The organism is Streptococcus oralis (genome assembly GCF_003944215.1).
Classification (GTDB): domain Bacteria; phylum Bacillota; class Bacilli; order Lactobacillales; family Streptococcaceae; genus Streptococcus; species Streptococcus oralis_BI.
This window is the reverse complement of record NZ_RJVZ01000007.1, coordinates 35041-61188: the sequence shown is the minus strand read 5'-3', so window position 1 is coordinate 61188 and position 26148 is coordinate 35041. Positions and strand designations below refer to the sequence as shown.

21 protein-coding genes, 2 pseudogenes and 1 riboswitch are annotated in these 26148 nt (G+C 41.6%); of the genes and pseudogenes, 20 read left to right on the top strand and 3 right to left on the bottom strand.

The features are described 5' to 3' along the window. Genes thiW through thiE form a run of 3 tightly spaced genes read left to right on the top strand, consistent with a single transcriptional unit; the run spans position 1 to position 1953 of the window. The gene (gene thiW / locus D8804_RS05405; RefSeq protein ID WP_125399063.1) at positions 1-525 is read left to right on the top strand and encodes an energy coupling factor transporter S component ThiW; all 525 of its coding nucleotides are present in this window, start codon (positions 1-3) and stop codon (positions 523-525) included. Next, positions 525-1328 (top strand): hydroxyethylthiazole kinase, encoded by an 804-nt coding sequence (gene thiM / locus D8804_RS05400; RefSeq protein WP_125399062.1) that lies wholly within the window; start codon positions 525-527, stop codon positions 1326-1328. Before thiW ends, thiM begins: the two co-directional genes overlap by 1 nt. Next, the gene (gene thiE / locus D8804_RS05395; RefSeq protein ID WP_125399061.1) at positions 1321-1953 is read left to right on the top strand and encodes a thiamine phosphate synthase; all 633 of its coding nucleotides are present in this window, start codon (positions 1321-1323) and stop codon (positions 1951-1953) included. Before thiM ends, thiE begins: the two co-directional genes overlap by 8 nt. Positions 1954-1999: 46 nt before the next feature. Here thiE and thiD read toward each other — a convergent pair whose 3' ends face one another. Continuing rightward, entirely contained in the window at positions 2000-2791 is a 792-nt protein-coding gene (gene thiD / locus D8804_RS05390) for a bifunctional hydroxymethylpyrimidine kinase/phosphomethylpyrimidine kinase (RefSeq protein ID WP_125399060.1), read from the bottom strand. 82 nt (positions 2792-2873) lie between these two features. Next, positions 2874-2971: riboswitch (TPP riboswitch) on the bottom strand. Positions 2972-3152: 181 nt separating this feature from the next. On the opposite strand from thiD, the gene D8804_RS05385 reads away from it, so the two are divergent. From D8804_RS05385 to D8804_RS05365, 5 genes are all read left to right on the top strand, one after another. After that, complete coding sequence (locus D8804_RS05385) at positions 3153-3548, top strand: CopY/TcrY family copper transport repressor (protein ID WP_125399059.1); 396 nt, start codon at positions 3153-3155, stop codon at positions 3546-3548. Positions 3549-3558: 10 nt separating this feature from the next. Beyond that, positions 3559-3930: a cupredoxin domain-containing protein gene (locus tag D8804_RS05380; protein WP_038804415.1), complete on the top strand. Its 372-nt coding sequence runs from the start codon at positions 3559-3561 to the stop codon at positions 3928-3930. Positions 3931-3939: 9 nt separating this feature from the next. Beyond that, complete coding sequence (locus D8804_RS05375) at positions 3940-6183, top strand: heavy metal translocating P-type ATPase (protein ID WP_125399058.1); 2244 nt, start codon at positions 3940-3942, stop codon at positions 6181-6183. A gap of 209 nt (positions 6184-6392) precedes the next feature. Then, the gene (spxB, locus tag D8804_RS05370) at positions 6393-8168 is read left to right on the top strand and encodes a pyruvate oxidase (protein WP_125399057.1); all 1776 of its coding nucleotides are present in this window, start codon (positions 6393-6395) and stop codon (positions 8166-8168) included. A 58-nt stretch (positions 8169-8226) separates the two neighbouring features. Further along, positions 8227-8574: a VOC family protein gene (locus D8804_RS05365; RefSeq protein WP_001052638.1), complete on the top strand. Its 348-nt coding sequence runs from the start codon at positions 8227-8229 to the stop codon at positions 8572-8574. 165 nt (positions 8575-8739) lie between these two features. On the opposite strand, the gene D8804_RS05360 is transcribed toward D8804_RS05365, so the two are convergent. Further along, positions 8740-9084 (bottom strand): lipopolysaccharide assembly protein LapA domain-containing protein, encoded by a 345-nt coding sequence (locus D8804_RS05360; RefSeq protein ID WP_000913393.1) that lies wholly within the window; start codon positions 9082-9084, stop codon positions 8740-8742. A 325-nt stretch (positions 9085-9409) separates the two neighbouring features. Here D8804_RS05360 and D8804_RS05355 point away from each other — a divergent pair, with 325 nt between their 5' ends. Together D8804_RS05355 and manA are read left to right on the top strand one after the other, a co-directional pair. Continuing rightward, a complete protein-coding gene (locus tag D8804_RS05355) occupies positions 9410-9670 on the top strand; it encodes a SemiSWEET family transporter (RefSeq protein WP_001291475.1) in 261 nt (86 codons plus the stop codon). Positions 9671-9926: 256 nt separating this feature from the next. Beyond that, entirely contained in the window at positions 9927-10871 is a 945-nt protein-coding gene (manA, locus tag D8804_RS05350; RefSeq protein WP_001294306.1) for a mannose-6-phosphate isomerase, class I, read from the top strand. Positions 10872-10910: 39 nt separating this feature from the next. Here manA and D8804_RS05345 read toward each other — a convergent pair whose 3' ends face one another. Beyond that, complete coding sequence (locus D8804_RS05345; RefSeq protein ID WP_125399056.1) at positions 10911-12251, bottom strand: sodium-dependent transporter; 1341 nt, start codon at positions 12249-12251, stop codon at positions 10911-10913. A 252-nt stretch (positions 12252-12503) separates the two neighbouring features. Between D8804_RS05345 and D8804_RS05340 the strand changes: the two genes are divergently transcribed. From D8804_RS05340 to D8804_RS05295, 10 genes and pseudogenes are all read left to right on the top strand, one after another. After that, complete coding sequence (locus D8804_RS05340; protein ID WP_125399055.1) at positions 12504-13244, top strand: MerR family transcriptional regulator; 741 nt, start codon at positions 12504-12506, stop codon at positions 13242-13244. Positions 13245-13262: 18 nt separating this feature from the next. After that, positions 13263-13768: pseudogene (locus D8804_RS10480) on the top strand (IS30 family transposase); the annotation flags it as partial. Between the two features lie 9 nt (positions 13769-13777). Then, a pseudogene (locus tag D8804_RS05330) lies at positions 13778-14062 on the top strand (GNAT family N-acetyltransferase); the annotation flags it as partial. 209 nt (positions 14063-14271) lie between these two features. Beyond that, on the top strand, positions 14272-14982 hold the full coding sequence (gene ccdA2 / locus D8804_RS05325) for a thiol-disulfide oxidoreductase-associated membrane protein CcdA2 (RefSeq protein ID WP_125399054.1): 711 nt from the start codon (positions 14272-14274) through the stop codon (positions 14980-14982). 13 nt (positions 14983-14995) lie between these two features. Then, a complete protein-coding gene (locus D8804_RS05320; RefSeq protein WP_125399053.1) occupies positions 14996-15559 on the top strand; it encodes a redoxin family protein in 564 nt (187 codons plus the stop codon). A 9-nt stretch (positions 15560-15568) separates the two neighbouring features. After that, complete coding sequence (gene msrB / locus D8804_RS05315) at positions 15569-16681, top strand: peptide-methionine (R)-S-oxide reductase MsrB (RefSeq protein WP_125399052.1); 1113 nt, start codon at positions 15569-15571, stop codon at positions 16679-16681. Between the two features lie 70 nt (positions 16682-16751). Next, positions 16752-17489 carry a response regulator transcription factor gene (locus D8804_RS05310; protein ID WP_125399051.1) on the top strand — a complete coding sequence of 246 codons (738 nt, stop codon included), beginning with the start codon at positions 16752-16754 and terminating at the stop codon, positions 17487-17489. After that, entirely contained in the window at positions 17486-19177 is a 1692-nt protein-coding gene (locus D8804_RS05305; protein ID WP_125399050.1) for a cache domain-containing sensor histidine kinase, read from the top strand. The genes D8804_RS05310 and D8804_RS05305 overlap by 4 nt, the downstream gene beginning before the upstream one ends. A 110-nt stretch (positions 19178-19287) precedes the next feature. Then, positions 19288-19851 carry a TIGR01440 family protein gene (locus tag D8804_RS05300; RefSeq protein ID WP_125399049.1) on the top strand — a complete coding sequence of 188 codons (564 nt, stop codon included), beginning with the start codon at positions 19288-19290 and terminating at the stop codon, positions 19849-19851. Between the two features lie 2 nt (positions 19852-19853). Beyond that, a complete protein-coding gene (locus D8804_RS05295; RefSeq protein ID WP_125399048.1) occupies positions 19854-26099 on the top strand; it encodes a ZmpA/ZmpB/ZmpC family metallo-endopeptidase in 6246 nt (2081 codons plus the stop codon). Positions 26100-26148 lie beyond the last annotated feature (49 nt).

Genomic DNA, 26148 nt, shown 5'->3' with positions numbered 1-26148 from the left:
ATGAGAAACCACCAACTACAAGTTCACAAATTAACCATTTTATCCATGATGATTGCCCTTGACGTAGTTCTTACACCCATCTTCCGAATTGAAGGAATGGCACCAATGTCTAGTGTAGTCAATATTCTTGCGGGAATCTTGATGGGGCCTGTTTATGCCTTGGTCATGGCTACAGTCACAGCCTTTATCCGTATGTCTACTCAAGGCATTCCGCCCTTGGCCCTAACAGGAGCTACTTTTGGAGCCCTTCTCGCAGGTCTTTTTTATAAGTACGGTCGAAAATTTCACTATTCTGCCCTAGGAGAGATTTTGGGAACAGGGATTATCGGATCCATTGTTTCCTATCCTGTCATGGTTCTCTTTACGGGATCTGCGGCAAAGCTTAGCTGGTTTATCTATACTCCGCGATTTTTCGGAGCGACCTTGATCGGTACAGCCATAGCTTTTCTCGCCTTTCGATTTTTAATCAAGCAGGAATTCTTTAAAAAGGTGCAAGGATATTTCTTTGATGAAAGGATAGACTGATGCAGGCATTTACAAATCCCTTTCCTCTAGACTCTAGCTCCTTAATTCACTGCATCACCAATGAGATTTCCTGTGAGATGCTGGCCAATGGCATTTTAGCTCTGGGATCTAAACCTGTCATGGCAGATGATCCCCGTGAGGTTCTTGATTTTACTAAGCAAAGCCAGGCTCTCTTTCTCAATTTGGGGCATTTGTCAGCTGAGAAGGAGAAAGCAATCCGTCTGGCAGCTTCTTATGCAGACCAAGCTTGTCTCCCAATGGTAGTAGATGCTGTTGGCATAGCAACATCTCCCATTCGTAAGACCTTAGTCAGAGATCTTTTAGAATACAAGCCCACGGTCCTTAAAGGAAATATGTCGGAAATCCGAAGTCTTGTTGGCTTAAAACACCACGGAGTCGGAGTCGATGCGAGTGCTAAAGATCAAGAAACTGAAGATTTGCTTCAAGTCTTGAAAGACTGGTGTCAGCTTTATCCTGGTATGTCTTTCTTAGTCACTGGCCCCAAGGACCTCATCGTTTCGGCAAATCAGGTTGCTGTATTGGGAAATGGCTGTGACGAATTAGACTGGATAACAGGGACAGGAGACCTGGTTGGAGCCTTGACAGCCGTTTTTCTCAGCCAAGGAAAGACTGCCTTTGAAGCTTCTTGCCTAGCAGTTTCTTATCTCAATATCGCTGCTGAGAGAATACTTGTTCAAGGAATGGGATTGGAAGATTTTCGTTACCAAGTTCTCAATCAGCTCTCTCTCCTAAAAAGAGATGAAAATTGGCTAGATACCATCAAAGGAGATATTTATGAATAGAGAAGCACTCAGACTATATCTGGTAACCAATCGCTACCAAGATTCCTTGGAAAGCTTTCTTGAAAAAGTTGAGACGGCCTGCCGTTCAGGTGTTACCATGATCCAGCTACGAGAAAAAAATCTCACAACCAATCAATACTATCAGCTGGCAAAACAAGTCAAGGAAATAACCGATGCCTACCAAGTACCCTTAATTATCGATGATCGATTGGATGTTTGTCTTGCGGTTGATGCTGCAGGTTTGCATATTGGCGACGATGAACTACCAGTTTCGGTTGCCCGCAAAGTCTTGGGTCCTGAAAAAATACTCGGTGTCACTGCTAAAACGGTTAAAAGAGCCCTCGAAGCAGAAGAAGGAGGTGCGGATTACTTGGGAACAGGAGCCATTTTCCCGACTACGACCAAGGAGAATGCTCCTATCACCCTGATTTCAACCTTGAAAACAATTTGCCAAACGGTCGCTATTCCAGTAGTTGCTATTGGAGGCTTGACTTCAGAGAATATTGACCAACTTATTGGTACTGGTATTGCTGGAGTAGCCGTTGTCCGTGATTTGATGCAGGCAGAAGATATAGAGGCAAAAACGCAAGCATTTTTAACAAAGCTGGATGACATGATTTCCTAATCAAAAACTCTCTAATTCCCTTAAAGTGGGAACTAGAGAGTTTTTCTTAATCTTTAAAGCTTGTATGGTTGACTGGGCCAGAACCATGTCCGAGTTGAGGAGCGTCTTGGATGGCTTTCGTGATAAAGGCCTTGGCCTTATCAACTGCCTGGTAAAGGCTTCTGCCCTTGGCTAGTTCAGCCGTGATCACTGCTGCAAAGGTACATCCAGTACCATGGGTATGACAGGTTTGAATTCGTGGACTTTCCCAGACAAATTGCTCCTCCTTGGTAAAAAGGAAATCCTTAGCACCGCCTTCGAGATGGCCACCTTTGATAACCACAGACTGAGGACCAAATTCTTTTAAAATCAGGCGACCGGCACGTTGCATATCTTCAGGATCATGGATTGAGAAACCAACAATTTCTTCTGCCTCAGGAAGATTGGGTGTAATAATAGTTGCAAGGGGAAGCAGGTTTGTTTTTAGGTAGCTTCTCGCACTGGTATCAATCAGGGTATCACCGCTTGTTGCGACCATAACAGGGTCCAGCACATAGGGACAGTCCAGCTTTTTAAGATAGGGTTGGATAATCTCCATGATTTCAGTAGTTGCCAACATCCCAGTTTTTACAGCCTGAGGCTTGATATCCGAAAAGACACTTTCCAGTTGAGCTTTCAGCATTTGGTTGGAGACGTGCTCGATTAATTGAACGCCTCTGGTATTTTGAGCGACAAGGCTGGTGACAACAGCCATTCCATAGACATCTCTAGCTTGGAACGACTTCAAATCAGCCATAATGCCAGCACCGCCACTAGGGTCTGTCCCAGCAATGGTTAGAGCAACGGGTAAATAAGTCATCTAAAACCTCCCAACCAACTGAAGTTTGTATTCTTAAGAACAAGCTAGTCTGTTTGAGGAAAGTAATAGAAGACTGGGTAGTCCTCACTATTTTCCACTTCCATCAGCTAGCATTACCTAGATTGAGTCAAAGGGTCTAACAGTCGTTAATCTCAGCTTTACGCACCCCTAGTGGTTGTTTTCTTTTTTCTTCAGTATAGCATATTTTTATAGTTTATATAGTAAAATTTGACTGCAAATCTCTCGTTACAGGATTAGAATTCTTTTTCAAAGAAATAAGAATATTTATAGTTGACAAATGTAGATTTTCGGAGTATACTAATAACTGTAATCGACAAATGTAGATTTAGGAGGTGTGATTATGCAGATTTCAGATGCAGAATGGCAGGTCATGAAGATTATTTGGATGCAAGGAGAGCAGACCAGTACGGATTTGATCAGGGTTCTGGCGGAGCGGTTCGACTGGTCCAAGTCGACCATTCAAACTCTTTTGGCTCGTTTGGTTGAGAAAGAGTGTCTGACAAGGAAAAAAGAAGGCAAGTTCTTTGTCTATTCAGCCCTTTTAACTTTGGACCAAAGTCGGGATTTACTTGTCCAAGATATCAAGGACAAGGTTTGTTCTCGTAGGATTAAGAACTTGTTGGCTGATTTGATTGCTGAATGTGATTTTACTCAGGCTGACTTGGAAGACTTAGAAGCTGTGATTTCTAAGAAGAAATCAAGCGCTGTAACAGAAGTAAGATGTAATTGTATGTAAAGGAGACGTCATGTTAAATAGTATTGTAACCATTATTTGTATTGCCCTTATCGCGTTTATCTTGTTTTGGTTTTTCAAAAAGCCTGAAAAATCTGAACAAAAGGCCCAGCAAAAAAAGGGTTACCAAGAGATTCGAGTGGAAGTCAAAGGGGGCTATACGCCTGAGTTGATTATTCTTAAGAAATCAGTGCCAGCCCGTATCGTCTTTGACCGTAAGGACCCTTCACCCTGCCTAGATCAGATTGTTTTCCCAGATTTTGGAGTGCATGCGGACTTGCCTATGGGTGAAGAGTATGTAGTGGAAATCACACCTGAACAGGCTGGAGAGTATGGTTTCTCTTGTGGCATGAATATGATGCACGGCAAGATGATTGTAGAATAGGAGAATGATATGACTGAAATTGTAAAAGCAAGTCTTGAAAATGGTGTTCAAAAAATCCGTATCATGGCAGACAAAGGCTATCATCCAGCCCATATCCAGCTTCAAAAAGGGATTCCAGCTGAGATTACCTTTCATCGAGCAACTCCTTCAAACTGTTACAAGGAAATTCTGTTTGAAGAAGAAGGCATTTTGGAACCAATCGGCGTAGATGAGGAGAAAGTCATTCGTTTTACACCTCAAGAATTAGGTCAACATGAATTTTCTTGTGGTATGAAGATGCAAAAGGGGAGTTATACCGTAGTTGAGAAGACTCGAAAATCTCTATCACTTTTACAGCGTTTTTGGATTACTAGTATCTTTACTGTGCCTCTTGTGATTCTCATGATTGGTATGTCGACAGGAGGAATTAGTCACCAAGTCATGCGTTGGGGAACCTTTTTAGCCACAACACCGATTATGCTAGTAGCAGGTGGTCCTTATATCCAAAGTGCTTGGGCTAGTTTTAAAAAGCACAATGCCAACATGGATACCTTGGTTGCTCTGGGAACCCTAGTGGCCTATTTCTATAGCTTAGTTGCCCTCTTCGCTGGTCTCCCCGTTTACTTTGAAAGTGCTGCATTTATCTTCTTCTTCGTTCTTATGGGAGCCGTTTTTGAGGAGAAAATGCGGAAAAATACTTCCCAAGCTGTGGAGAAATTACTTGACTTGCAGGCTAAAACTGCAGAAGTCTTGCGTGAGGATAACTATGTTCAAGTCCCCTTGGAGCAAGTCAAGGTAGGTGACCTGATTCGAGTGCGTCCCGGTGAAAAGATTGCGGTTGATGGTATCGTAGTGGAAGGTGTCTCTAGTATTGATGAGTCTATGGTGACAGGTGAGAGTCTGCCTGTGGACAAGACAGTTGGAGATACCGTCATTGGTTCAACCATCAATAATAGTGGAACACTTGTTTTTAGAGCAGAAAAAGTTGGTTCAGAGACTGTTTTGGCTCAGATTGTGGATTTTGTGAAGAAAGCTCAGACAAGTCGTGCGCCGATTCAGGACTTGACGGATAAAATTTCAGGGATTTTTGTCCCAGCAGTTGTCATTTTAGGGATTGTGACCTTTTGGGTTTGGTTCGTCTTGCTCAGGGATAGTGTAGTTGTGCTTGGAGCGAGCTTTGTGTCTTCGCTTCTCTATGGAGTAGCAGTTCTGATTATTGCCTGCCCTTGTGCATTGGGACTTGCAACACCGACAGCCCTTATGGTGGGGACAGGTCGCAGTGCCAAGATGGGAGTTCTCCTCAAAAATGGAACGGTTCTACAGGAAATCCAGAAAGTCCAAACTATTGTTTTTGATAAGACAGGAACTTTGACGGAAGGGAAACCTGTGGTCACAGATATCATCGGCGACGAAGTAGAAGTGCTTGGATTGGCAGCTTCCTTGGAAGAAGCTTCTCAACACCCACTGGCTGAGGCCATTGTCAAGCGAGCGACTGAAACTGGACTTGAGCTTCACACTGTGGAAAATTTCCAAGCCTTGCACGGAAAAGGTGTTTCAGGGCAAATCAATGGAAAACAAGTTTTGCTTGGAAATGCTAAAATGCTGGATGGCATGGATATTTCTAGCATTTATCAAGAAAAACTAGAAGAACTAGAAAAAGAAGCTAAGACAGTTGTGTTCTTGGCTGTTGACAATGAAATCAAAGGCTTGCTTGCTCTGCAAGATATTCCTAAGGAAAATGCTAAGCTTGCCATCAGTCAGTTGAAAAAACGAGGTCTTAAAACAGTCATGCTGACAGGGGATAATGCTGGCGTGGCGCGTGCTATTGCCGATCAGATTGGAATCGAAGAGGTCATTGCAGGTGTCTTGCCAGAAGAAAAAGCCCATGAAATCCATAAACTACAATCAGCTGGAAAAGTAGCCTTTGTTGGTGATGGTATCAATGACGCTCCTGCCCTCAGTGTAGCAGATGTGGGGATTGCTATGGGAGCTGGAACAGATATTGCCATCGAGTCAGCAGATTTGGTGTTGACAACTAATAACCTCCTAGGAGTGGTTCGTGCCTTTGACATGAGCAAGAAAACCTTCAATCGAATTCTGCTCAACCTCTTTTGGGCCTTTATCTACAATGTCGCCGGAATTCCGATTGCAGCTGGTGTCTTTTCAGGGATTGGTCTGGTGCTCAATCCAGAACTGGCAGGTCTAGCCATGGCCTTTAGTTCTGTATCTGTTCTGACCAGTTCACTCTTACTAAACTTTAGTAAAATAGACTAAAAGCGGGCTTGCTCGCTTTTTATTATAAAACAGTTCTAAAAAGCGCTTTCAAGCTGTACTGTAATAGAGAATGAAAACTTCTGAGCACATTCTTAGGATACTCAAAGTAAATGTGGTAAATTAGGATTGTAAATTTACTGAATCGCTTTCAAACAACATATAAAAGCGCTTTTTGTAAATGTATGAAATTATTTTGAAGGAGAGTTATTATGACTCAAGGGAAAATTACTGCATCAGCAGCAATGCTCAACGTATTGAAAACATGGGGCGTAGACACAATCTACGGTATCCCATCAGGAACACTCAGCTCACTTATGGATGCTTTGGCTGAAGACAAAGATATCCGCTTCTTGCAAGTTCGCCACGAAGAAACAGGTGCTCTTGCAGCGGTCATGCAAGCTAAATTCGGTGGCTCAATCGGGGTTGCAGTAGGTTCAGGTGGTCCAGGTGCGACTCACTTGATTAACGGTGTTTACGATGCAGCTATGGATAACACTTCATTCCTTGCTATCCTTGGATCACGTCCAGTCAACGAACTCAACATGGATGCTTTCCAAGAATTGAACCAAAACCCAATGTACAACGGTATCGCTGTCTACAACAAACGTGTCGCTTACGCTGAGCAATTGCCAAAAGTAATTGACGAAGCTTGCCGTGCTGCAGTTTCTAAAAAAGGTCCAGCCGTTGTTGAAATCCCAGTAAACTTCGGTTTCCAAGAAATCGATGAAAACTCATACTACGGTTCAGGTTCATACGAACGTTCATTCATCGCTCCTGCTTTGAACGAAGTTGAAATCGACAAAGCTGTTGAAATCTTGAACAATGCTGAGCGTCCAGTTATCTACGCTGGTTACGGTGGTGTCAAAGCTGGTGAAGTGATTACAGAATTGTCACGTAAAATCAAAGCACCAATCATCACAACTGGTAAAAACTTTGAAGCGTTTGAATGGAACTACGAAGGTTTGACAGGTTCTGCTTACCGTGTTGGTTGGAAACCAGCCAACGAAGTGGTCTTCGAAGCAGACACAGTTCTTTTCCTTGGTTCAAACTTCCCATTTGCTGAAGTTTACGAAGCCTTCAAGAACACTGAAAAATTCATCCAAGTCGATATCGACCCTTACAAACTTGGTAAACGTCATGCCCTTGATGCTTCTATCCTTGGTGATGCAGGTCAAGCAGCGAGAGCGATCCTTGACAAGGTAGATACAGTAGAATCTACTCCATGGTGGCGTGCAAACGTTAAGAACAACCAAAACTGGCGTGATTACATGAACAAACTCGAAGGTAAAACAGAGGGTGAGTTGCAATTGTACCAAGTCTACAATGCCATCAACAAACACGCTGATCAAGACGCTATCTACTCAATCGACGTAGGTGACACTACTCAAACATCTACTCGTCACCTTCACATGACACCTAAGAACATGTGGCGTACATCTCCACTCTTTGCGACAATGGGTATTGCCCTTCCTGGTGGTATCGCTGCTAAGAAAGACAATCCAGATCGCCAAGTATGGAACATCATGGGTGACGGTGCATTCAACATGTGCTACCCAGACGTTATCACAAACGTTCAATACGACCTTCCAGTTATCAACGTTGTCTTTTCAAATGGTAAATATGCCTTCATCAAGGACAAATACGAAGACACAAACAAACACTTGTTTGGTTGTGACTTCCCTAATGCTGACTATGCGAAAATCGCTGAAGCGCAAGGTGCTGTAGGGTTTACAGTAGACCGTATCGAAGACATCGATGCAGTTGTTGCAGAAGCTGTTAAATTGAACAAAGAAGGTAAAACTGTTGTCATCGATGCCCGCATCACGCAACACCGTCCACTTCCAGTAGAAGTACTTGAATTGGATCCAAAACTTCACTCAGAAGAAGCAATCAAAGACTTCAAGGAAAAATACGAAGCAGAAGAACTCGTACCATTCCGCCTCTTCTTGGAAGAAGAAGGATTGCAATCACGCGCAATTAAATAATTCCTTCGTGGAACTTAAAAAGATCGGAGCAATCCGGTCTTTTTCTGGAGGATAGTAAATGAATTTAAATCAATTAGATATTATCGTTTCAGATGTTCCCCAAGTCTGTGCTGACTTGGAGCGTATTTTGGATAAAAAGCCCGATTATGTTGATGACAGTTTTGCTCAGTTTACGATTGGCAGTCACTGTCTGATGTTGTCCCAAAATCATTTGATTCCTTTGGAAGATTTTCAGTCAGGAATCATTCTTCATATCGAGGTTGAGGATGTAGACCAGAATTACCAACGGTTGAAAGAACTTGGTATCCAGGTTTTAAACGGACCAACTGTAACCGATTGGGGAACAGAGTCCTTATTAGTTAAAGGGCCTGCTGGTCTAGTGATTGATTTTTATCGTATGAAGTAGGTAATTCTATTATCAAATTTTTTATCTAAACATTCTTGGAGTGAAACTTAAAAAGATCGGAGCAATTCGATCTTTTTTGTATTTATGCGACTTTCAGTCCGTCTCGCTCCGTTAGGTGCGAGACAAAAAACCACCCGTTTTCACGGGTGGTTATGATTTCTACACTTATTGTTTGGCTTCCTGTTTTAATTGTTGCACCTGTTCCTCGTACTGGACAAGCTCCCTGTCTTTTATATTGATAGTCGCTTCTGCTTCAGCAATGCGGCTTCTCAGATCTTGAGTCTTGTTATGGTGATAGCTAATACCAATAGCACTACCAGCAATGATCCCGATTACTAGACAAGTAAAAATCACCAAAATCAAGGGAGCAGATAGTTGTGTAAAGACAAGACTGACAGTTACTGTTTGACGATTGAGTAGACCAAATGAGATCACAATGACTAATAAGCTCAAACCGCCAATTAGATAAGCCTTATCTTTCAGTGACAATTCATTAAATTTTTTTAGCATAAGTTCCTTTTCTCCTGACTATGTTGATAGAAAACTACACACCATTTAGGTATTAACAAAATTCATTTTACTAGAAAATTTCGATACTGTCAATAATTTCTAACGGCTTATTTACCATCAATCAATCGATTCATTGAAAAGGAGTATTCATTTTCTAATATTTGATTGAGTAAACAGAACGGAGCAATTCGGTCTTTTTTCTGTTCCCTCTTTCTTATAACAAGATTGTGATAGTTTATATCTTTATAACAAAAGTTTTAAAGACTTGATTGTTTTGAAAAAAGATTATAAAATATGATTCATAAAAATGAAAGAGGTTTTGAAAATGTCTGAAAAACAAATGAAAGTTTTGGGTTGGGTAGCGACCTTCATGTCTGTTATGATGTACGTCTCTTACTTCCCGCAAATTATGAACAACCTGGCTGGTCAAAAAGGGAACTTTATCCAGCCCTTGGTTGCAGCCATCAACTGTAGTCTCTGGGTTTACTACGGTCTTTTCAAGAAAGAAAGAGATATTCCCCTTGCGGCTGCTAATGCGCCAGGTATCATTTTTGGTCTGGTAACGGCTATCACAGCTTTGATTTAAAAAGAAGACTGGTTTCAGTCTTTTTTGTACATAAAAATAGATTCTCAAGTAAAGAAAGTCTAATGAGAGTTGAGGAGAATAGCCGTTGACAGCGAGCTTTCTGATTGCTGCTTTAGGGGTTCCTCCATCAAGTAAGAGATTGTTTCGTTACTATTTTTACAAAATCTTCTCCCTACTTTATAAAATAGAAAAAAGAGTTCAATTCGAACTCTTTTTTTGCTATAATGAGGGGAGAAAAATCAGACAGGAGATCGACATGTCAGAACCATTATTTTTACAATCAGTTATGCAAGAAAAAATCTGGGGTGGGACCAAGCTACGTGATGAGTTTGGTTACGACATTCCAAGTGAAAAAATCGGGGAATACTGGGCTATCTCAGCCCACCCAAATGGAGTTTCTAAGGTAGCCAATGGACGCTACGAGGGAACAGACCTTGCTACTTTGTATGCGGAACACCGTGAGTTGTTTGGCAACCGTCCAGAACCAGTATTTCCTCTCTTAACTAAAATTCTCGATGCCAACGACTGGCTTAGCGTCCAAGTTCACCCAGACGATGCCTATGGACTAGAACACGAAGGCGAACTTGGAAAAACAGAATGCTGGTATATCATCGCAGCGGATGAGGGATCAGAGATTATCTATGGTCACAATGCCAAGTCAAAAGAAGAACTCCGCCAGCAAATTGAGGACAAGAACTGGGATGCCTTACTGACAAAAGTGCCAGTTAAGGCTGGAGATTTCTTCTATGTGCCAAGTGGTACCATGCACGCTATCGGTGCAGGTATCTTGATTCTTGAAACCCAGCAGTCTAGTGACACTACCTACCGTGTCTATGACTTTGACCGCAAGGATGACAAGGGCAACTTGCGTGAACTTCATCTTGAAAAATCCATCGATGTTTTAAACATTGGAGAACCTGCCAATAGCCGACCTGTCACTGTCAAAGCAGATGATCTACGTTCCACTCTCCTTGTATCCAATGATTTCTTCGCAGTTTACAAATGGGAAATTACTGGAAAAGTTAACTTTGAAAAGACAGCTGACTACAGCTTGTTGAGTGTCTTGGCTGGTCAAGGTCAACTAACTGTTGACGGGAAAAACTATCCAATCCAAAAAGGGAGCCACTTTATCCTACCAAGTGATGTTGAAGCTTGGACTCTGGAAGGGCAAGGTTTGGAATTGATTGTTAGTCATCCATAAAAAGAAAGGGCCTGAGTTCACTACTCAAGTCCTTTTTGATTACATAAATTGGGCTATAAAAACCACGATGATGATGATTGGAATGATAAAACGAAGAAGGAAGAGCCAGACTTGGAAAAGTACTTGTTTCCAGGCTCTTTCATCGAGATGGAGTTCCTCCATAGCAAGAGCCTTTTTAAAGATATAGCCTGTAAAAAGTGAAAGGCAGAGAGCTCCAAATGGCATGAGAAGATTGGAAACCAAGAAGTCCATGGCATCAAAGAAGGTCTTTCCAAAGATGTGAACATCTGCCATAACACCGTAAGATAGGGCTGAAGGTATCCCAAAGACGAAGGTCAAGATTCCTAAAATGGCACTCCATTTGGCACGTTTGCTGTTATTCTGATTGGTGATATTGCCCACATTGATTTCCAGCATCACGACGGAAGAAGTGACCGTCGCAAAGAGGAAGAGCAAGAGGAAAAGGATGTAGAAAATGGTTCCAAAGGGCATCTTGTCAAAGAGTTGAGGCAAGACGATAAAGAGCAGGCTTGGTCCCCCTTCAGACTGGATATTGAAGGCTGACATGGCTGGGAAAATGGCTAGACCTGCCATGATGGATACTGAGATGTTCATGGCTACAATGGAAATCCCTGATTGGACCAGATTAGTTTTTTTGTCCAAGTAGGACGCATAGGTCAGCATGGCTGTAACCCCTAGTGAGAGGGCAAAGAAAGATTGTCCCAGAGCATAGAGGAGACCAGCGCTAGTTAGTTTTGAAAAATCTGGTTTGAGGAAGTAGAGAACGCCTTCCATGGCATTTGGCAAGCTGAGAGAGCGACCGATAATCACGACAAAGATGATAAAGAGCAGGGGCATCATGACTTTCGAAGCTCTTTCAATCCCTTTTTGAACCCCACGTGATACAATAAAGATATTCAATAAGATAAAGGCAGCTTGAGCTCCTAGGGCAATGGCTGGGTTTGAAATGATTGAAGTAAATAACTGAGCATAATCACCCGTTCCACCAAGCTGGAACAATTTCCCAAACTCAATACCCAGATAGACTAGAATCCATCCTCCAATGACACTGTAAAAGGATAGGAGGATGAAGAGGGCAAAGGCACCAATCCAACCGATAAAATTGTACTTGTTATTGTTGCCAAGTTTTCCAAAGGTTTTGATAGCAGAAACGCCAGCGCTACGGCCAAGGGCAAACTCAGCAAGCAAGAGCGGGAAACCGATTAAAATGGTAGAAATGAGAAAGACCAGTAAAAAGCCTCCACCGCCATTTGCAGCAGTCATATAGGGAAACTTCCAAACGGCACCAAGCCCGATGGCTGAACCAGCAGATGCTAGAATAAAGCCTAGTTTCGAGCCCCATTGTGATTTTTCTGACATAGTTGAAACTCCAATCTCGTTTTTTAAAATAAGAAAAGGCTACTTGAGTTGTCAAATAGCCTTCTCTCAATGGCTCTTTATGAGCCTTCTGTTTGATTGATAGACTTGACTATCCTACCATGTTTTCTGATGTCTGTCAAGAAAACCATTTTCAAGTTTTCACAGCTTTCTCAAAAAGTTAAAAAAATTTCGTAAAAACGCTTGACTCTGACCTATGGGGAGGGGTTATACTATTCTTGTAAGGAGGAAATCATGTACCATATAAAAGAAGCTGCGCAGCTTTCAGGTGTCTCTGTCAAGACCCTGCACCACTACGATAAGATAGGACTTTTGGTTCCGTTAAAGTCGGAAAACGGCTATCGAACCTACAGTCAAGAGGATTTGGAACACCTTCAGGTCATTCTGTATTACAAGTATCTAGGCTTTTCTTTAGAAAAAATAGCAGAGCTATTAAAGGAAGAAAGGACAGATTTATTGCCCCATTTGACTAGGCAGTTGGACTATCTAACTCGCGAAAGGCAACATCTGGATACCTTGATTTCCACCTTACAAAAAACCATTCAAGAACAAAAAGGAGAAAGAAAAATGACGATTGAGGAAAAATTCACTGGATTTAGCTATCAAGACAATCAAAAATACCACCAAGAGGCGGTAGAAAAATATGGACAAGAAGTCATGAACCAAGCTCTCGAGCGCCAAAAAGATCACGAAGACGAGGCTACGGCCGCCTTTAACCAAGTCTTTCAAGCTTTGGCTAAAAATCTTAAAAATGGACTAGCTGCAACAGCAGACGAAAATCAAGAAGAAGCTGCTAAACTCTTGCAAGCCATTCGAACTTATGGATTTGACTGCTCCGTTGATGTATTCGGTCATATCGGTAAAGGATACGTCTACAACCCAGAGTTTAAGGAAAACATTGACAAATTTGGACCTGGTACAGCCCAGTACACATCAGATGTCATTGCTGCTTACATTCAGACAAATGCAGAATAAATAGGCTAGGAATTTCCTATTTCTCATACCATTTACGAAAGACCCGAAGAAGCAAACAAGCGAGCTAGGATCAGTGATTGGGAAACAGATACGGTTGCAGGGAAAACTGGAAAAGCTTGTTTAGTGACTCTAACGGATCGTTATTCTCGTTTTCTAAAAATCCAGAAGATAGCTGTCAAGAAAAGCAAGTTGGTGATAGAAGTATGGTAAAAATGTTGGCGCCCTTGCCGGAAGAAACCGTCATTCCAGATAGAGGAAAAGAATTCACGAAGCATCAGGACTTGACCGAAAAATTAAAGGTAGAAGTCTATTTTCCCGTTCCTCATGCGCCTTGGCAACGAGGAACAAATGAGAATACTAATGGATTACTACGAGAATATTTTCCCAAAGGGAGCGACTTAACATTCATTGACGAGCACACCATTCAGCTGTGGGAGAATAAACTAAATAATAGGCCACGAAAGTGTCTCAACTGGAAAACACCTTATGAAGTTTTCTATGAAGAAAATGTGCACTTAATTTGACAATTCAGGATTAAAGAAAACCCAGAGCAAGTGATAGGAGATATCAGCATCGTTGAGATGGATGAGAATGATTCTTCTTGTGAAATTAGCTATATTTTAGGAAAAAATTATTGGGGTCGTGGTATGATGACGGAGGCCTTGAAAGCTGTGTTAGACTTTTGTTTTACTCAAGCAGGCTTTCAAAAGGTCAGAGCTCGTTACGCCAGTCTTAACCCAGCTTCAGGCCGTGTGATGGAGAAGGCTGGAATGTCCTATCTTAAGACGGTTGCCAATGGTGTAGAGAGAAAAGACTAGGTTGCGGACCTTATTTATTATCAGATAAGCAGAGAAGAGTAGTGAATTTTCTTTTCCGTTTCTATCAAAGTCAGACCTTGTCTGGCTTTTTTTGCGCATGATTTTTAAATAAGCTGATTAAATTCCTATTTTTCCCTATCATTGTCCCTGTTTTTTCTTAGACTTGGGAATTATAATAGACTTATCAAAAGAAAGAAGAGTGAAAAGATATGGACAATGTATTCTTTTTTATCAGTGTTTTTCTTGCTGGAATTCTTTCCTTCTTTTCTCCCTGTATCTTGCCCTTGTTACCAGTTTATGCAGGGGTCTTGTTGGATGACAAAGATGGTTCTCAGGCTTCTAGCGAAAAATTTTCAATCTCACTTGTTAGTTTATTGCGAACTCTGGCCTTTATAGCGGGGATTTCTTTTATCTTTATCTTACTGGGCTATGGAGCTGGTTTTTTAGGCAATTTGCTGTATGCCTCTTGGTTTCAGTATGTGACGGGTGCTGTTATCATTCTCTTGGGCTTGCACCAGATGGAAGTCTTACATTTTCAAGGACTCTACAAGGAAAGAAGGCTACAACTAAAGAGACAGGGACAAAAGGGTAAGGGCTATAGTCAGGCATTTTTACTGGGGTTGACCTTTAGTTTTGCTTGGACGCCATGTGTGGGGCCAGTTCTGGGGTCTGTTTTAGCCTTGGCGGCTTCAGGTGGTTCAGGTGCTTGGCAGGGAGCTGGTCTCATGTTGGTCTATACGCTAGGTTTGGCGCTACCATTTTTGGTTCTAGCTCTCGCCTCCAGCTATGTTTTGAAACATTTCCGAAAACTCCATCCTTACCTCGGGACCCTCAAAAAAGTGGGTGGTTTCCTCATTATCGTGATGGGAATCTTGGTGCTTTTGGGGAATGCTTCCATTTTGACTACATTATTTGAATAGAGAGGAAAAAGAAATGAAAAAATGGCAAACATGTCTCCTTGGAGTAGGCTCAATCTGTTGCTTGGCAGCTTGTTCGGCTAAAAACATGTCAGACGAATCAACTATGAAGGAGCAAACCAAAACAGAACAAGTCGGTGCGCAAACTGCGACTAAAGGTCAGGCAGTCGCTGATTTTGAACTGATGGGAGTAGATGGTAAGACCTATCGTTTATCTGACTACAAAGGCAAGAAAGTCTATCTTAAATTCTGGGCTTCTTGGTGTTCCATCTGTCTGGCTAGCCTTCCGGATACGGATGAAATTGCTAAGGATGCAGGTGATGACTACGTGGTCTTGACAGTGGTGTCTCCTGGTCACAAGGGAGAACAAGAAGAAGCGGACTTTAAAAACTGGTACAAGGGCTTGGATTATAAAAATTTCCCAGTTCTAATTGATCCGTCAGGCAAACTTTTGGAAAGTTATGGTGTTCGTTCTTACCCGACTCAAGCCTTTATAGACAAGGAAGGCAAGCTGGTCAAAACGCAACCAGGTTTTATGGATAAGGATATGATTTTAAAAGAATTGAAAGAAATGGGGTAGAGAAAGATCATGAATGATAAAGTAAAATTGTTTGTCTTGGCAGGGGTCATTCTCCTAGCCATAACCGGTTTCTATTTTCTATTGATGCGAAATGCAGGGCAGACAGATAGCTCGCAAATTGAGAAAGCATCAGTTAGCCAGGGAGGAAAAACAGTGAAAAAAACAGAAGTCAGTAAAGACGCAGACTTGCACGAAATTTATCTTGCTGGGGGATGTTTCTGGGGAGTTGAGGAATACTTCTCACGCGTGCCTGGAGTGACAGATGCCGTTTCAGGCTATGCAAATGGTAGAGGGGAAACAACCAAGTACGAATTGATCAATCAAACAGGACATGCGGAAACCGTCCATGTCACCTATGATGCTAACCAAATTTCCCTCAAGGAAATCCTGCTTCATTACTTCCGCATCATTAATCCAACCAGCAAAAATAAACAAGGAAATGATGTGGGAACCCAGTATCGTACTGGTATTTATTACACAGATGACAAGGATTTAGAGGTGATTAACCAGGTATTTGATGAAGTTGCTAAAAAATATGACCAACCTCTGGCAGTTGAAAAGAAGACCTTGAAGAATTTTGTGGTGGCTGAGGATCACCACCAAGACTACCTCAAGAAAAATCCAAATGGCTACTGTCATATCAATGTCAATCAGGCTGCCTATCCCGTCATCGATGCCAGCAAATATCCCAAACCAAGCGATGAAGAATTGAAAAAGACCTTGTCACCTGAGGAGTATGCAGTTACCCAGAAAAATCAAACAGAACGAGCTTTTTCAAACCGCTATTGGGATAAATTTGAATCCGGTATCTATGTGGATGTGGCAACTGGTGAACCCCTTTTTTCATCAAAGGACAAGTTTGAGTCTGGTTGTGGCTGGCCTAGTTTTACTCAACCTATCAGCCCGGATGTTGCCACTTACAAGGAAGATAAGTCTTACAATATGACGCGCATGGAAGTAAGAAGCCGAGTTGGAGATTCTCACCTTGGTCATGTCTTTACGGATGGACCAAAGGACAAGGGAGGCTTGCGCTACTGTATCAATAGTCTTTCTATCCGCTTTATTCCCAAAGACCAAATGGCAGAAAAAGGCTATGCTTATTTACTAGATTATGTTGATTAAGAGGGATTTCCTAAGTAGTTAGAGGAGAATTTTGCTATACTGATACTAGTAAGTGACAAAGGAGCAGAGCATGACCTACACAATTTTAATCGTAGAAGATGAATATCTGGTAAGACAAGGATTGACCAAGCTGGTTAATGTAGCAGCCTACGATATGGAAATCATCGGTCAGGCTGAAAATGGAAGACAGGCTTGGGAATTGATTCAAAAGCAGGTGCCGGATATCATTTTAACCGATATCAATATGCCTCAGCTAAATGGCATCCAGTTGGCCAGGCTGGTCCGAGAAACCTATCCCCAGGTGCATCTGGTATTTTTGACGGGTTACGATGATTTTGATTATGCCTTGTCTGCTGTCAAACTCGGTGTGGATGACTACTTGCTCAAGCCCTTTTCTCGTCAGGATATTGAGGAAATGTTAGGGAAAATCAAGCAAAAACTAGACAAGGAAGAAAAGGAAGAGCAGTTACAAGATTTATTGACTGATAAGTTTGAAGGAAATATGGCCCAGAAGATCCAGTCTCATCTGGCTGACAGTCAATTTAGTTTAAAGAGCTTGGCCAGTGACTTGGGCTTTAGTCCGACTTATTTGAGCTCCTTGATTAAGAAAGAGTTGGGCCTGCCTTTTCAGGATTACCTGGTGAGAGAGCGTGTCAAACAAGCCAAGCTCTTGCTTCTGACCACGGATTTAAAGATTTATGAGATAGCCGAAAAGGTTGGTTTTGAAGATATGAACTACTTTACCCAACGTTTTAAACAGATTGCAGGTGTGACGCCTCGTCAGTTTAAGAAGGGAGAAGGTCGATGAAGCGTTCTTCTCTTTTAGTCAGAATGGTTATTTCCATCTTTCTGGTCTTTCTCATTCTACTAGCTGTGGTTGGGACTTTCTATTATCAATCTAGTTCATCAGCTATTGAGGCTACTATCGAGGGTAATAGCCAAACGACCATTAGCCAAACTAGCCACTTTATTCAGTCTTATATCAAAAAATTAGAAACCACCTCTACAAGTTTGACCCAGCAGGCAGATGTCCTAGCCTATGCTGAGAATCCCAGTCAAGACAAGGTAAAGGAAATCCGAGATCTGTTTTTGACCATCTTAAAGGCAGACCAGGACTTGAAAACGGTGGTACTGGTCACCAAATCCGGTCAGGTTATTTCTACAGATGATAGTGTGCAGATGAAAACCTCCTCTGATATGATGGCTGAGGATTGGTACCAAAAGGCCATTCATCAGGGAGCTAAGCCAGTTTTGACACCAGCTCGTAAATCAGACAGTCAGTGGGTCATTTCTGTCACTCAGGAACTTGTCGATACAAAGGGAGCCAATCTTGGCGTACTTCGTTTGGATATTTCCTATGAAACTCTGGAAGCCTATCTCAACCAACTCCAGTTGGGCCAGCAGGGCTTTGCCTTTATCATCAATGAAAACCATGAATTTGTCTACCATCCTAAACGTACTGTCTATAGCTCAGCGAGTGAAATGGAGGCCATGAAACCCTACATCGAGACGGGGCAGGGCTATACGCTGGACCACCAATCCTACGTCAGTCAGGAACAGATTGCAGGGACTGATTGGACGGTTATAGGCGTGTCTTCGCTGGAGAAGTTAGACCAGGTTCGGAGTCAACTCATGTGGACCTTGCTTGGTGCTAGTGCCTTATCTCTTCTTGCCTGTCTCTGCTTGGTGTGGTTTAGTCTCAAACGCTGGATTGCCCCTTTGAAGGATCTGAGAGAAACCATGCTGGAAATTGCTTCTGGTACACAAAATCTGCGTGCTAAAGAAGCTGGCGCCTATGAACTGAGAGAAGTGACTCGCCAGTTCAATGCCATGTTGGATCAGATTGATCAGTTGATGGCAGATGTGCGCAGGCAGGAAGAAGCGACCCGGCAGTATGAACTTCAAGCCTTGTCGAGCCAGATTAACCCCCATTTCCTCTATAATACTTTGGACACTATCATCTGGATGGCTGAGTTTCAGGATAGTCAGCGAGTGGTTCAGGTGACCAAGTCTTTGGCAACCTATTTCCGCTTGGCGCTCAATCAAGGAAAGGATTTGATTTCTCTTTCTGATGAAATCAATCATGTCCGCCAGTACCTCTTTATCCAGAAACAACGCTATGGTGATAAGCTGGAGTATGAGATTGATGAAGATCCTGCTTTTGGTAACCTAGTCTTACCCAAGCTGGTGTTGCAACCTCTAGTGGAAAATGCTCTTTACCATGGCATCAAGGAAAAGGAAGGTCAGGGCCATATTAAACTTTCTGTCCAGAAAAAGGATTCAGGACTAGTCATCCGCATTGAGGATGATGGAGTTGGTTTCCAAAATACTGGCGATAATAGTCAGAGTAACCTCAAACGTGGAGGAGTTGGTCTTCAAAATGTCGACCAACGGCTCAAACTTCATTTTGGAGAAAACTATCAGATGAAGATTGATTCTGCCCCTTCAAAAGGGACGACGGTTGAAATATACATCAATAAAATAGAAACAAGTTAGCTCCCAGTCAATTCTGGGAGTTTTACTTTGAAAAATTAGAATAATCAGTCCGCCTTGATAAAATCAGTAAAAAAAGATATGATAGTAGGAGAAAAATGAGGTTAAGAGTGATGGACAAAAGTAGAATTAAAACAGAAACACAGCAGGTAATTGAAGATGTTTTGGAAAAGGCTGGATTGCGTGAAGGAAGTCTCTTTGTCCTAGGTCTATCTTCTAGCGAAGTTTTAGGAGGCCATATTGGCAAGGAATCAAGCCAAGAAATTGGTGAAATCATTGTGAAGACCATTTTGGATATCCTGAAAGTGAAAGGAATTCACCTAGCCGTTCAAGGCTGTGAACATGTCAATCGGGCCCTCGTCGTTGAACGTCAAGTAGCGGAGCAGTTTGGTCTGGAAATCGTTAGCGTCCTTCCAACTCTTCATGCAGGGGGTTCGGGTCAGCTAGCAGCCTTCAAGTTTATGAAGGACCCTGTTGAAGTGGAGTTCATCACGGCTCATGTGGGAATTGATATCGGAGATACCGCAATCGGCATGCATGTCAAACATGTGCAGGTTCCGATTCGACCAGTTTTGCGTGAGATTGGGCATGCCCATGTTACGGCTCTAGCAAGTCGTCCAAAATTAATCGGTGGTGCGCGTGCGCAGTATCCACAAGATTCTATTAGAAAGATATGAGAATGAAAAAGAGAAAAGAACAGTTTCAAAAAAAACTAAAGTATTCTATTCGTAAATTGACTGTTGGAGTTGGTCCTGTAGCAATCGGGGCCTTTCTTGTTGGTGTCAGCTTGTTATTAACTGGTAAAGTCCAAGCAGATGAATTAGCTGAAGTGAATTCAGTCCATTATCGATATTTGACGGAGCAAGAATTAACCGAGTCTGAAAAAGCCTTGATTCATCATGAAGTTCCTACAGAATTTCAAGATGAAGATATTATTTATGTAGTTTATCGCAAGAAGGCAACTAACAGTCAACAACTTCCCTATACAGGAAGTAAAGAATTTGCTTTAGCAGGTTTTGGTCTTGCAACAGCATCTTTAGCTGTTTTTTTGGTGTCTAAAAAACAGCGTCAGAAAGTTCTTGGAGTGCTTTTGATTGCTTCTCTTGGTGTCAGCAACTTCATTCCTTTTGCTACTTTTGCCTTTGAGAATAAAGAATTACTTTCTTACAATCAAACGATCTCGGCCTCCTCAAATGAAGAACTAACGAAAGGTGTGATCGATATTGGAGGATATGAGTATATTGGTTATTTTAAAGGAACTGACATAAAAGTAGCTAGTTTTTCTAAAAAAGGGAAGCTCCTCGATCAAGATAGTTTGCCAGCGTATACTGAGAAACTTGAGAGCAATGGCACTCAAGAGTCTGGTAAAGAAGGTGATTCCCTTGTTCAAGGCAATTCCCCGACGTATACTGGGAAACTTGAAAGTAAAGGCACTCAGGAGTCTGGTCAAGAGGGTCAATCTCTAATTCAAGATAGTTTGCTAGCGTATACTGGCAAGCTTGAAAGCAAGGGCACTCAAGAAGTAGGTAAAGAAGGCGAGTCCCTTGTCCAAGATAGTTTACCAGCGTATACTGAGAAACTTGAAAGTAAAGGCACTCAGGAGTCTGGTAAAGAAGGTGATTCCCTCGTTCAAGAGCCTCACTCAGAATATACCGGAAAGATAGAAGCCAAAGGTACTCAGGAAGCTGGAAAAGAGGGTGAATCCTTGGTTCAAGAGCCTCAGGTAGAATATACTGGAAAGGTTGAGGCAAAAGGCACTCAGGAGTCTGGTAAAGAAGGTGATTCCCTTGTTCAAGAGCCTCATTCAGAATATACCGGAAAGATAGAAGTCAAAGGTACTCAGGAATCTGGCAAAGAGGGTGAATCCTTGGTTCAAGAGCCTCGGGCAGAATATACTGGAAAACTTGAAAGCAAAGGCACTCAGGAACCCGGTAAAGAAGGTCAATCACTTATTCAAGATAGTTTGCCAGCGTATACCGAGAAACTTGAAAGTAAGGGTACTCAGGAATCTGGCAAAGAGGGTGAATCCTTGGTTCAAGAGCCTCATTCAGAATATACCGGAAAGATAGAAGCCAAAGGTACTCAGGAAGCTGGCAAAGAGGGTGAATCCTTGGTTCAAGAGCCTCATGCAGAATATACTGGAAAGGTTGAGGCAAAAGGCACTCAAGAGTCTGGTAAAGAAGGTGACTCCCTTGTCCAAGATAGTTTGCCAGCGTATACTGAGAAACTTGAGAGCAAGGGCACTCAGGAAACTGGTAAGGAAGGTCACTCCCTTGTTCAAGAGGACCTTCCAGAATATACAGTAACTGAAGGAACAATTACTAAAGACACAATCGCAGAGATTGACTACCAGACGGAAATCGTTGATGATCCTACAAAATACACTGACGAAGAAACAGTGGTTCAAAACGGTGAAAAAGGGATCCAAGTTACCAAAACGACTTATAAAGCTGTTGAAGGTGTTGAGACTGACCAAGTTTTAAATACAACAACCACTGTCATCAAAAAACCAGTCACTAAAAAAATAAGTCGTGGTACGAAACCAATAGAAGGAACTCTTGCAGAAGAAAGTCTTGAAAAAATTCCGTTTAAAGAGATAGTCGAAGAATACGCGCAATTGAAAAAGGGCGATAAAATTACGGTTCAAGAAGGAAAAGACGGTCAGAAAAAGGTTATCAAAACCTACAAGACCATCAAAGGAATCAAGACGCAGGAAGCGCCTGAAATTCTTGAACAGGTCATCGAGTTAGCCCAAGACCGTATTGTTAAACTAGGTACCAAAAACTTCGAAAAGCCAGTGTTGACTTTTTCAAAGGTTGATATTCAGGATTTGAAACGCTCATCTCAGATTTACTATAATCTGGAAAATCCAAGTAAGGCAGCGATTAAATCGATCACTTTAACCCTGAAAAAAGGCGACGAAGTCGTCAAAACTATGACGGTTTCACCGGATAACTTGACTGCAACTCTAACAGATTTGCAATATTACAAGGATTATAAACTCGAAACAAAAATGGTTTATGATCGTGGCGAAGGAAACGAGGAAGAAATTCTCAAAGAAGAATCACTGAGAATTGATTTAAAAAAGGTTGAAGTTAAAAATATAAAAGAAACAAGCCTCATAAGTGTTGACGACAATGGCATGGAAACGGATAGTAGTTTCTTAACTTCTGTTCCAAGTGATGTAAGGTCTTACTATCTAAAAATTGCTACACGTGATAATAAGATGACGCGTCTTGCGATTGACAAAATTGAAGAAGTGATAGTCGATGGGAAAACGCTTTATAAGGTCACTGCCAAAGCGCCTGACCTCGTTCAGCATACAGATGGTAACCAGCTCAGTGAAGAATACGTCCATTATTTTGCCAAACCAAAAACTCATGAGGAGAATGTATACTACAACTTCAATGAACTTGTAAAAGCTATGCAGGCCAATCCATCTGGTGAATTTAAAATTGGTGCGGACTTGAATGCGGTCAATGTTCCTGCAGCTGGTAAATCATATGTAACGACGAAGTTCCGAGGCAAGCTATCAAGTGTGGACGGTCAACAATATACGATTCATAACTTGGAACGTCCACTATTAGGCGATACTGAAGGCGCCCATATCCATGACCTTAACCTTGGTAAGGTAAACATTCATATGCCATGGGCAAATAGAGTTGCTCCCTTGGCTGCTGTTGTAAAAAACACAACGATCAATAATGTGAAAGTAACGGGTACAGTTGTTGGGAATAATGACGTATCAGGTTTGATCAATAAAATTGATAATAACGGCAGATTAACAAATGTGGCATTCATTGGTAAGCTTCATGCTGGTGGGAATCAAGGCGCCTTTCTTGCTGGAATTGTTGGAGAAAACTGGAAAGGTTCTGTTGAGAAGGCCTATGTTGATGCACAAATAACAGGTAATAAAGCGAAAGTTGCGGGCATTGCCTATTGGTCACAAAATGGTGGGGATAACCATGCAGTTTATCGGGACGGAGCCATTAAAAAATCTGTAGCTAAAGGTACTATCGATGTGAGAGAACCGATTAGCGCGGGTGGTGTTGTAGGCAGTACAAATGCCTTGGGCTCCGTTGAAGATACTGTTTCAATGATGAAAGTTAAGAACGGTGAGATTTTCTATGGCTCATCTGATATTGATGATGATCCTTATTGGACAGGTGACCGCTTAAATCGAAACTTTGTTGTTACTGGTGTGAGTGAAGGAAAATCTTCATATAGATATTCTAAACAACAGCATCGTATTAAACCTATTTCGCAAGAAGAAGCAGACAAGAAAATTGCTGCTCTGGGAATCACAGCGCATGAGTATGAAATCAATGATCCTGTTGTAGATAAATTAAACCGTTTGACACACCGTGAAGACGAGTACAGGGCTATTCAAGACTACAGAGCTGACCGCGAACTTGCCTATCGCAATATTGAAAAATTACAACCATTCTATAATAAAGAGTGGATTGTCAATCAAGCTAATAAACTAGATGCAAGCTCAAACTTGGTGACCAAAGAAGTCCTTTCTGTTACTGGTTTGAAAAATGGACAGTTTGTAACAGACTTGTCAGCTATTGATCAGATCATGATTCACTATGCTGATGGTACCAAAGAAGAATTGGCCATTACTGTCAAAGCTGACTCTAATGTAAAACAAGTCAAAGAGTACGAAGTGACCAACCAGAATATCGTTTATACGCCAAATATGCTAGTGAAAGATCGTGCTGGTTTGATTGCAAAGGCAAAAGAAACATTATCCAGTGTAGAATTGATTTCTCCTGAAGTGCGCGCTCTTATGGACAAGCGGAACAAACCGCAAGAAAACACGGATGAACGAAAAAATGGTTACATTCGCGATTTATTCTTAGAAGAAAGTTTTGATGAAGTAAAACAAAATCTTGGAAACTTGGTGAAACAAATTGTTGAAAATGAAGATCATCAACTAAATGATGATGAAGCAGCTCAACGTGCTTTCATTAAGAAAGTTGAAGACAATAAGGCCAACATTATGATGGGGCTTGCTTATTTGAACCAATACTATGGCATTAAATATGATGAATTGTCGATCAAAGATATTATGATGTTTAAACCAGATTTTTATGGTAAGAACGTGAATGTCTTAGATCGCTTGATCACTATCGGCTCAAAAGAGAACAATCTTAAGGGCGACCAATCCCAAGATGCGTATAGTCGAGTGATTGCAGGTGCTACAGGTAAAGGAAACCTTCATGAGTTTCTAACATATAACATGAAATTGTTTACAAATGAAACCGATATGAATGTTTGGTTTAAAAAGGCAATTGAAAAGAATGCTTATGTGGTAGAACAGCCATCATTGAACCCCGACTTTGCTCATAAGAAGTATCGTCTGTATGAAGGGATTAATAATGGCGTGCATGGTCGGATGATTTTGCCTCTATTAAACTTGAAGAACTCGCATCTCTTCATGATTTCGACTTATAATACCATTTCTTTTAGTGCTTTTGAAAAATATGGTAAAAATACTGAGGAGGCTCGTGAAGCCTTCAAGAGTGAAATCAATAAGAGAGCAAAAGAGCAGGTGAACTACTTAGACTTTTGGTCAAAATTAGCTGCTGATAATGTACGTAATAAGCTCCTCAAGAGTGAAAATAGTGTTCCAACACCTGTTTGGGACAATCATGATGCGCCTGGTATCGGTTGGGCAAACCGATATGGTCACAAGGATGGGAAACCAGATTATGCTCCGATTCGAGAGTTCTTTGGACGGATTCATAAATATCATGGCTATCAGTATGGATATGGTGCTTACGCATATATCTTTGCAGCTCCAAATCAGCAAGATGCTGTCTACTTTGTTATGACAGAGTTGATAAGTGATTTTGGTACATCGGCCTTTACGCATGAAACGACTCATGTGAATGATCGTATGGCTTACTATGGCGGTTGGTATCATCGTGAAGGGACGGACTTAGAGTCCTTTGCGCAAGGTATGCTCCAGTCACCATCGTTGACAAATCCAAATGGTGAATACGGCGCCTTAGGTTTGAACATGGCTTATGAACGTCAGAATGATGGCAATCAAATCTACAATTATGATCCAAATAAGTTAAAGAACCGTGAAGAAATTGATCACTATATGAAGAACTATAACGAGGCTCTGATGATGCTGGACCATCTAGAAGCAGATGCAGTTATTGGAAAACACTTGGACGACAACAGTAAGTGGTTCAAGAAGATGGACCGAGAATGGCGTACGAACGCTGAGCGAAACAATCTGAAAGGCGAGCCACATCAATGGGATAAATTACGTGATTTAACGGATAATGAAAAGAAATTGACGATTACGAGCATTGATCAATTGGTTGATCATAACTTCGTTACAAAACATGGTATGCCAGGGAATGGACGTTATCGTTCGGAAGGTTTTGACAGTGCTTACCAAACCGTAAATATGATGTCGGGTATCTTTGGTGGTAATACTAGCAAGAGTACAGTTGGTTCGATTTCATTCAAACATAATGCTTTCCGTATGTGGGGATACTATGGTTATCTTAACGGATTTATTGGTTACGCTTCAAACAAATATAAGGCGGAAGCTAACAAGGAAAACAAAGGGTTGTTGGGTGATGACTTCATTATCAAGAAAATCTCTAATGGCCAATTTGATACTCTTGAAGCATGGAAGAAACATTGGTATAAAGAAGTCTATGACAAAGCTCAAAACGGCTTCACTACAATCGAAATCAATGGCAGATCTATCTCTACTTATGCTGAGTTGAAGTCCTTATTTGATGAAGCTGTTCAAAAAGACCTAGATAGCATGGAAAATCCAAATATAAAGAATCATTATAAAAATACTGAAGATCTTAAATGGAAGGTTTACAAACAGCTCCTTCAAAAATCAGATGGATTCTCTGGAAATTTATTTGCCAAAGCATCGTTATAAATTCGAAATGACTAAAAAGGTGGATCAGCTTAAGCTGCATCTGCCTTTT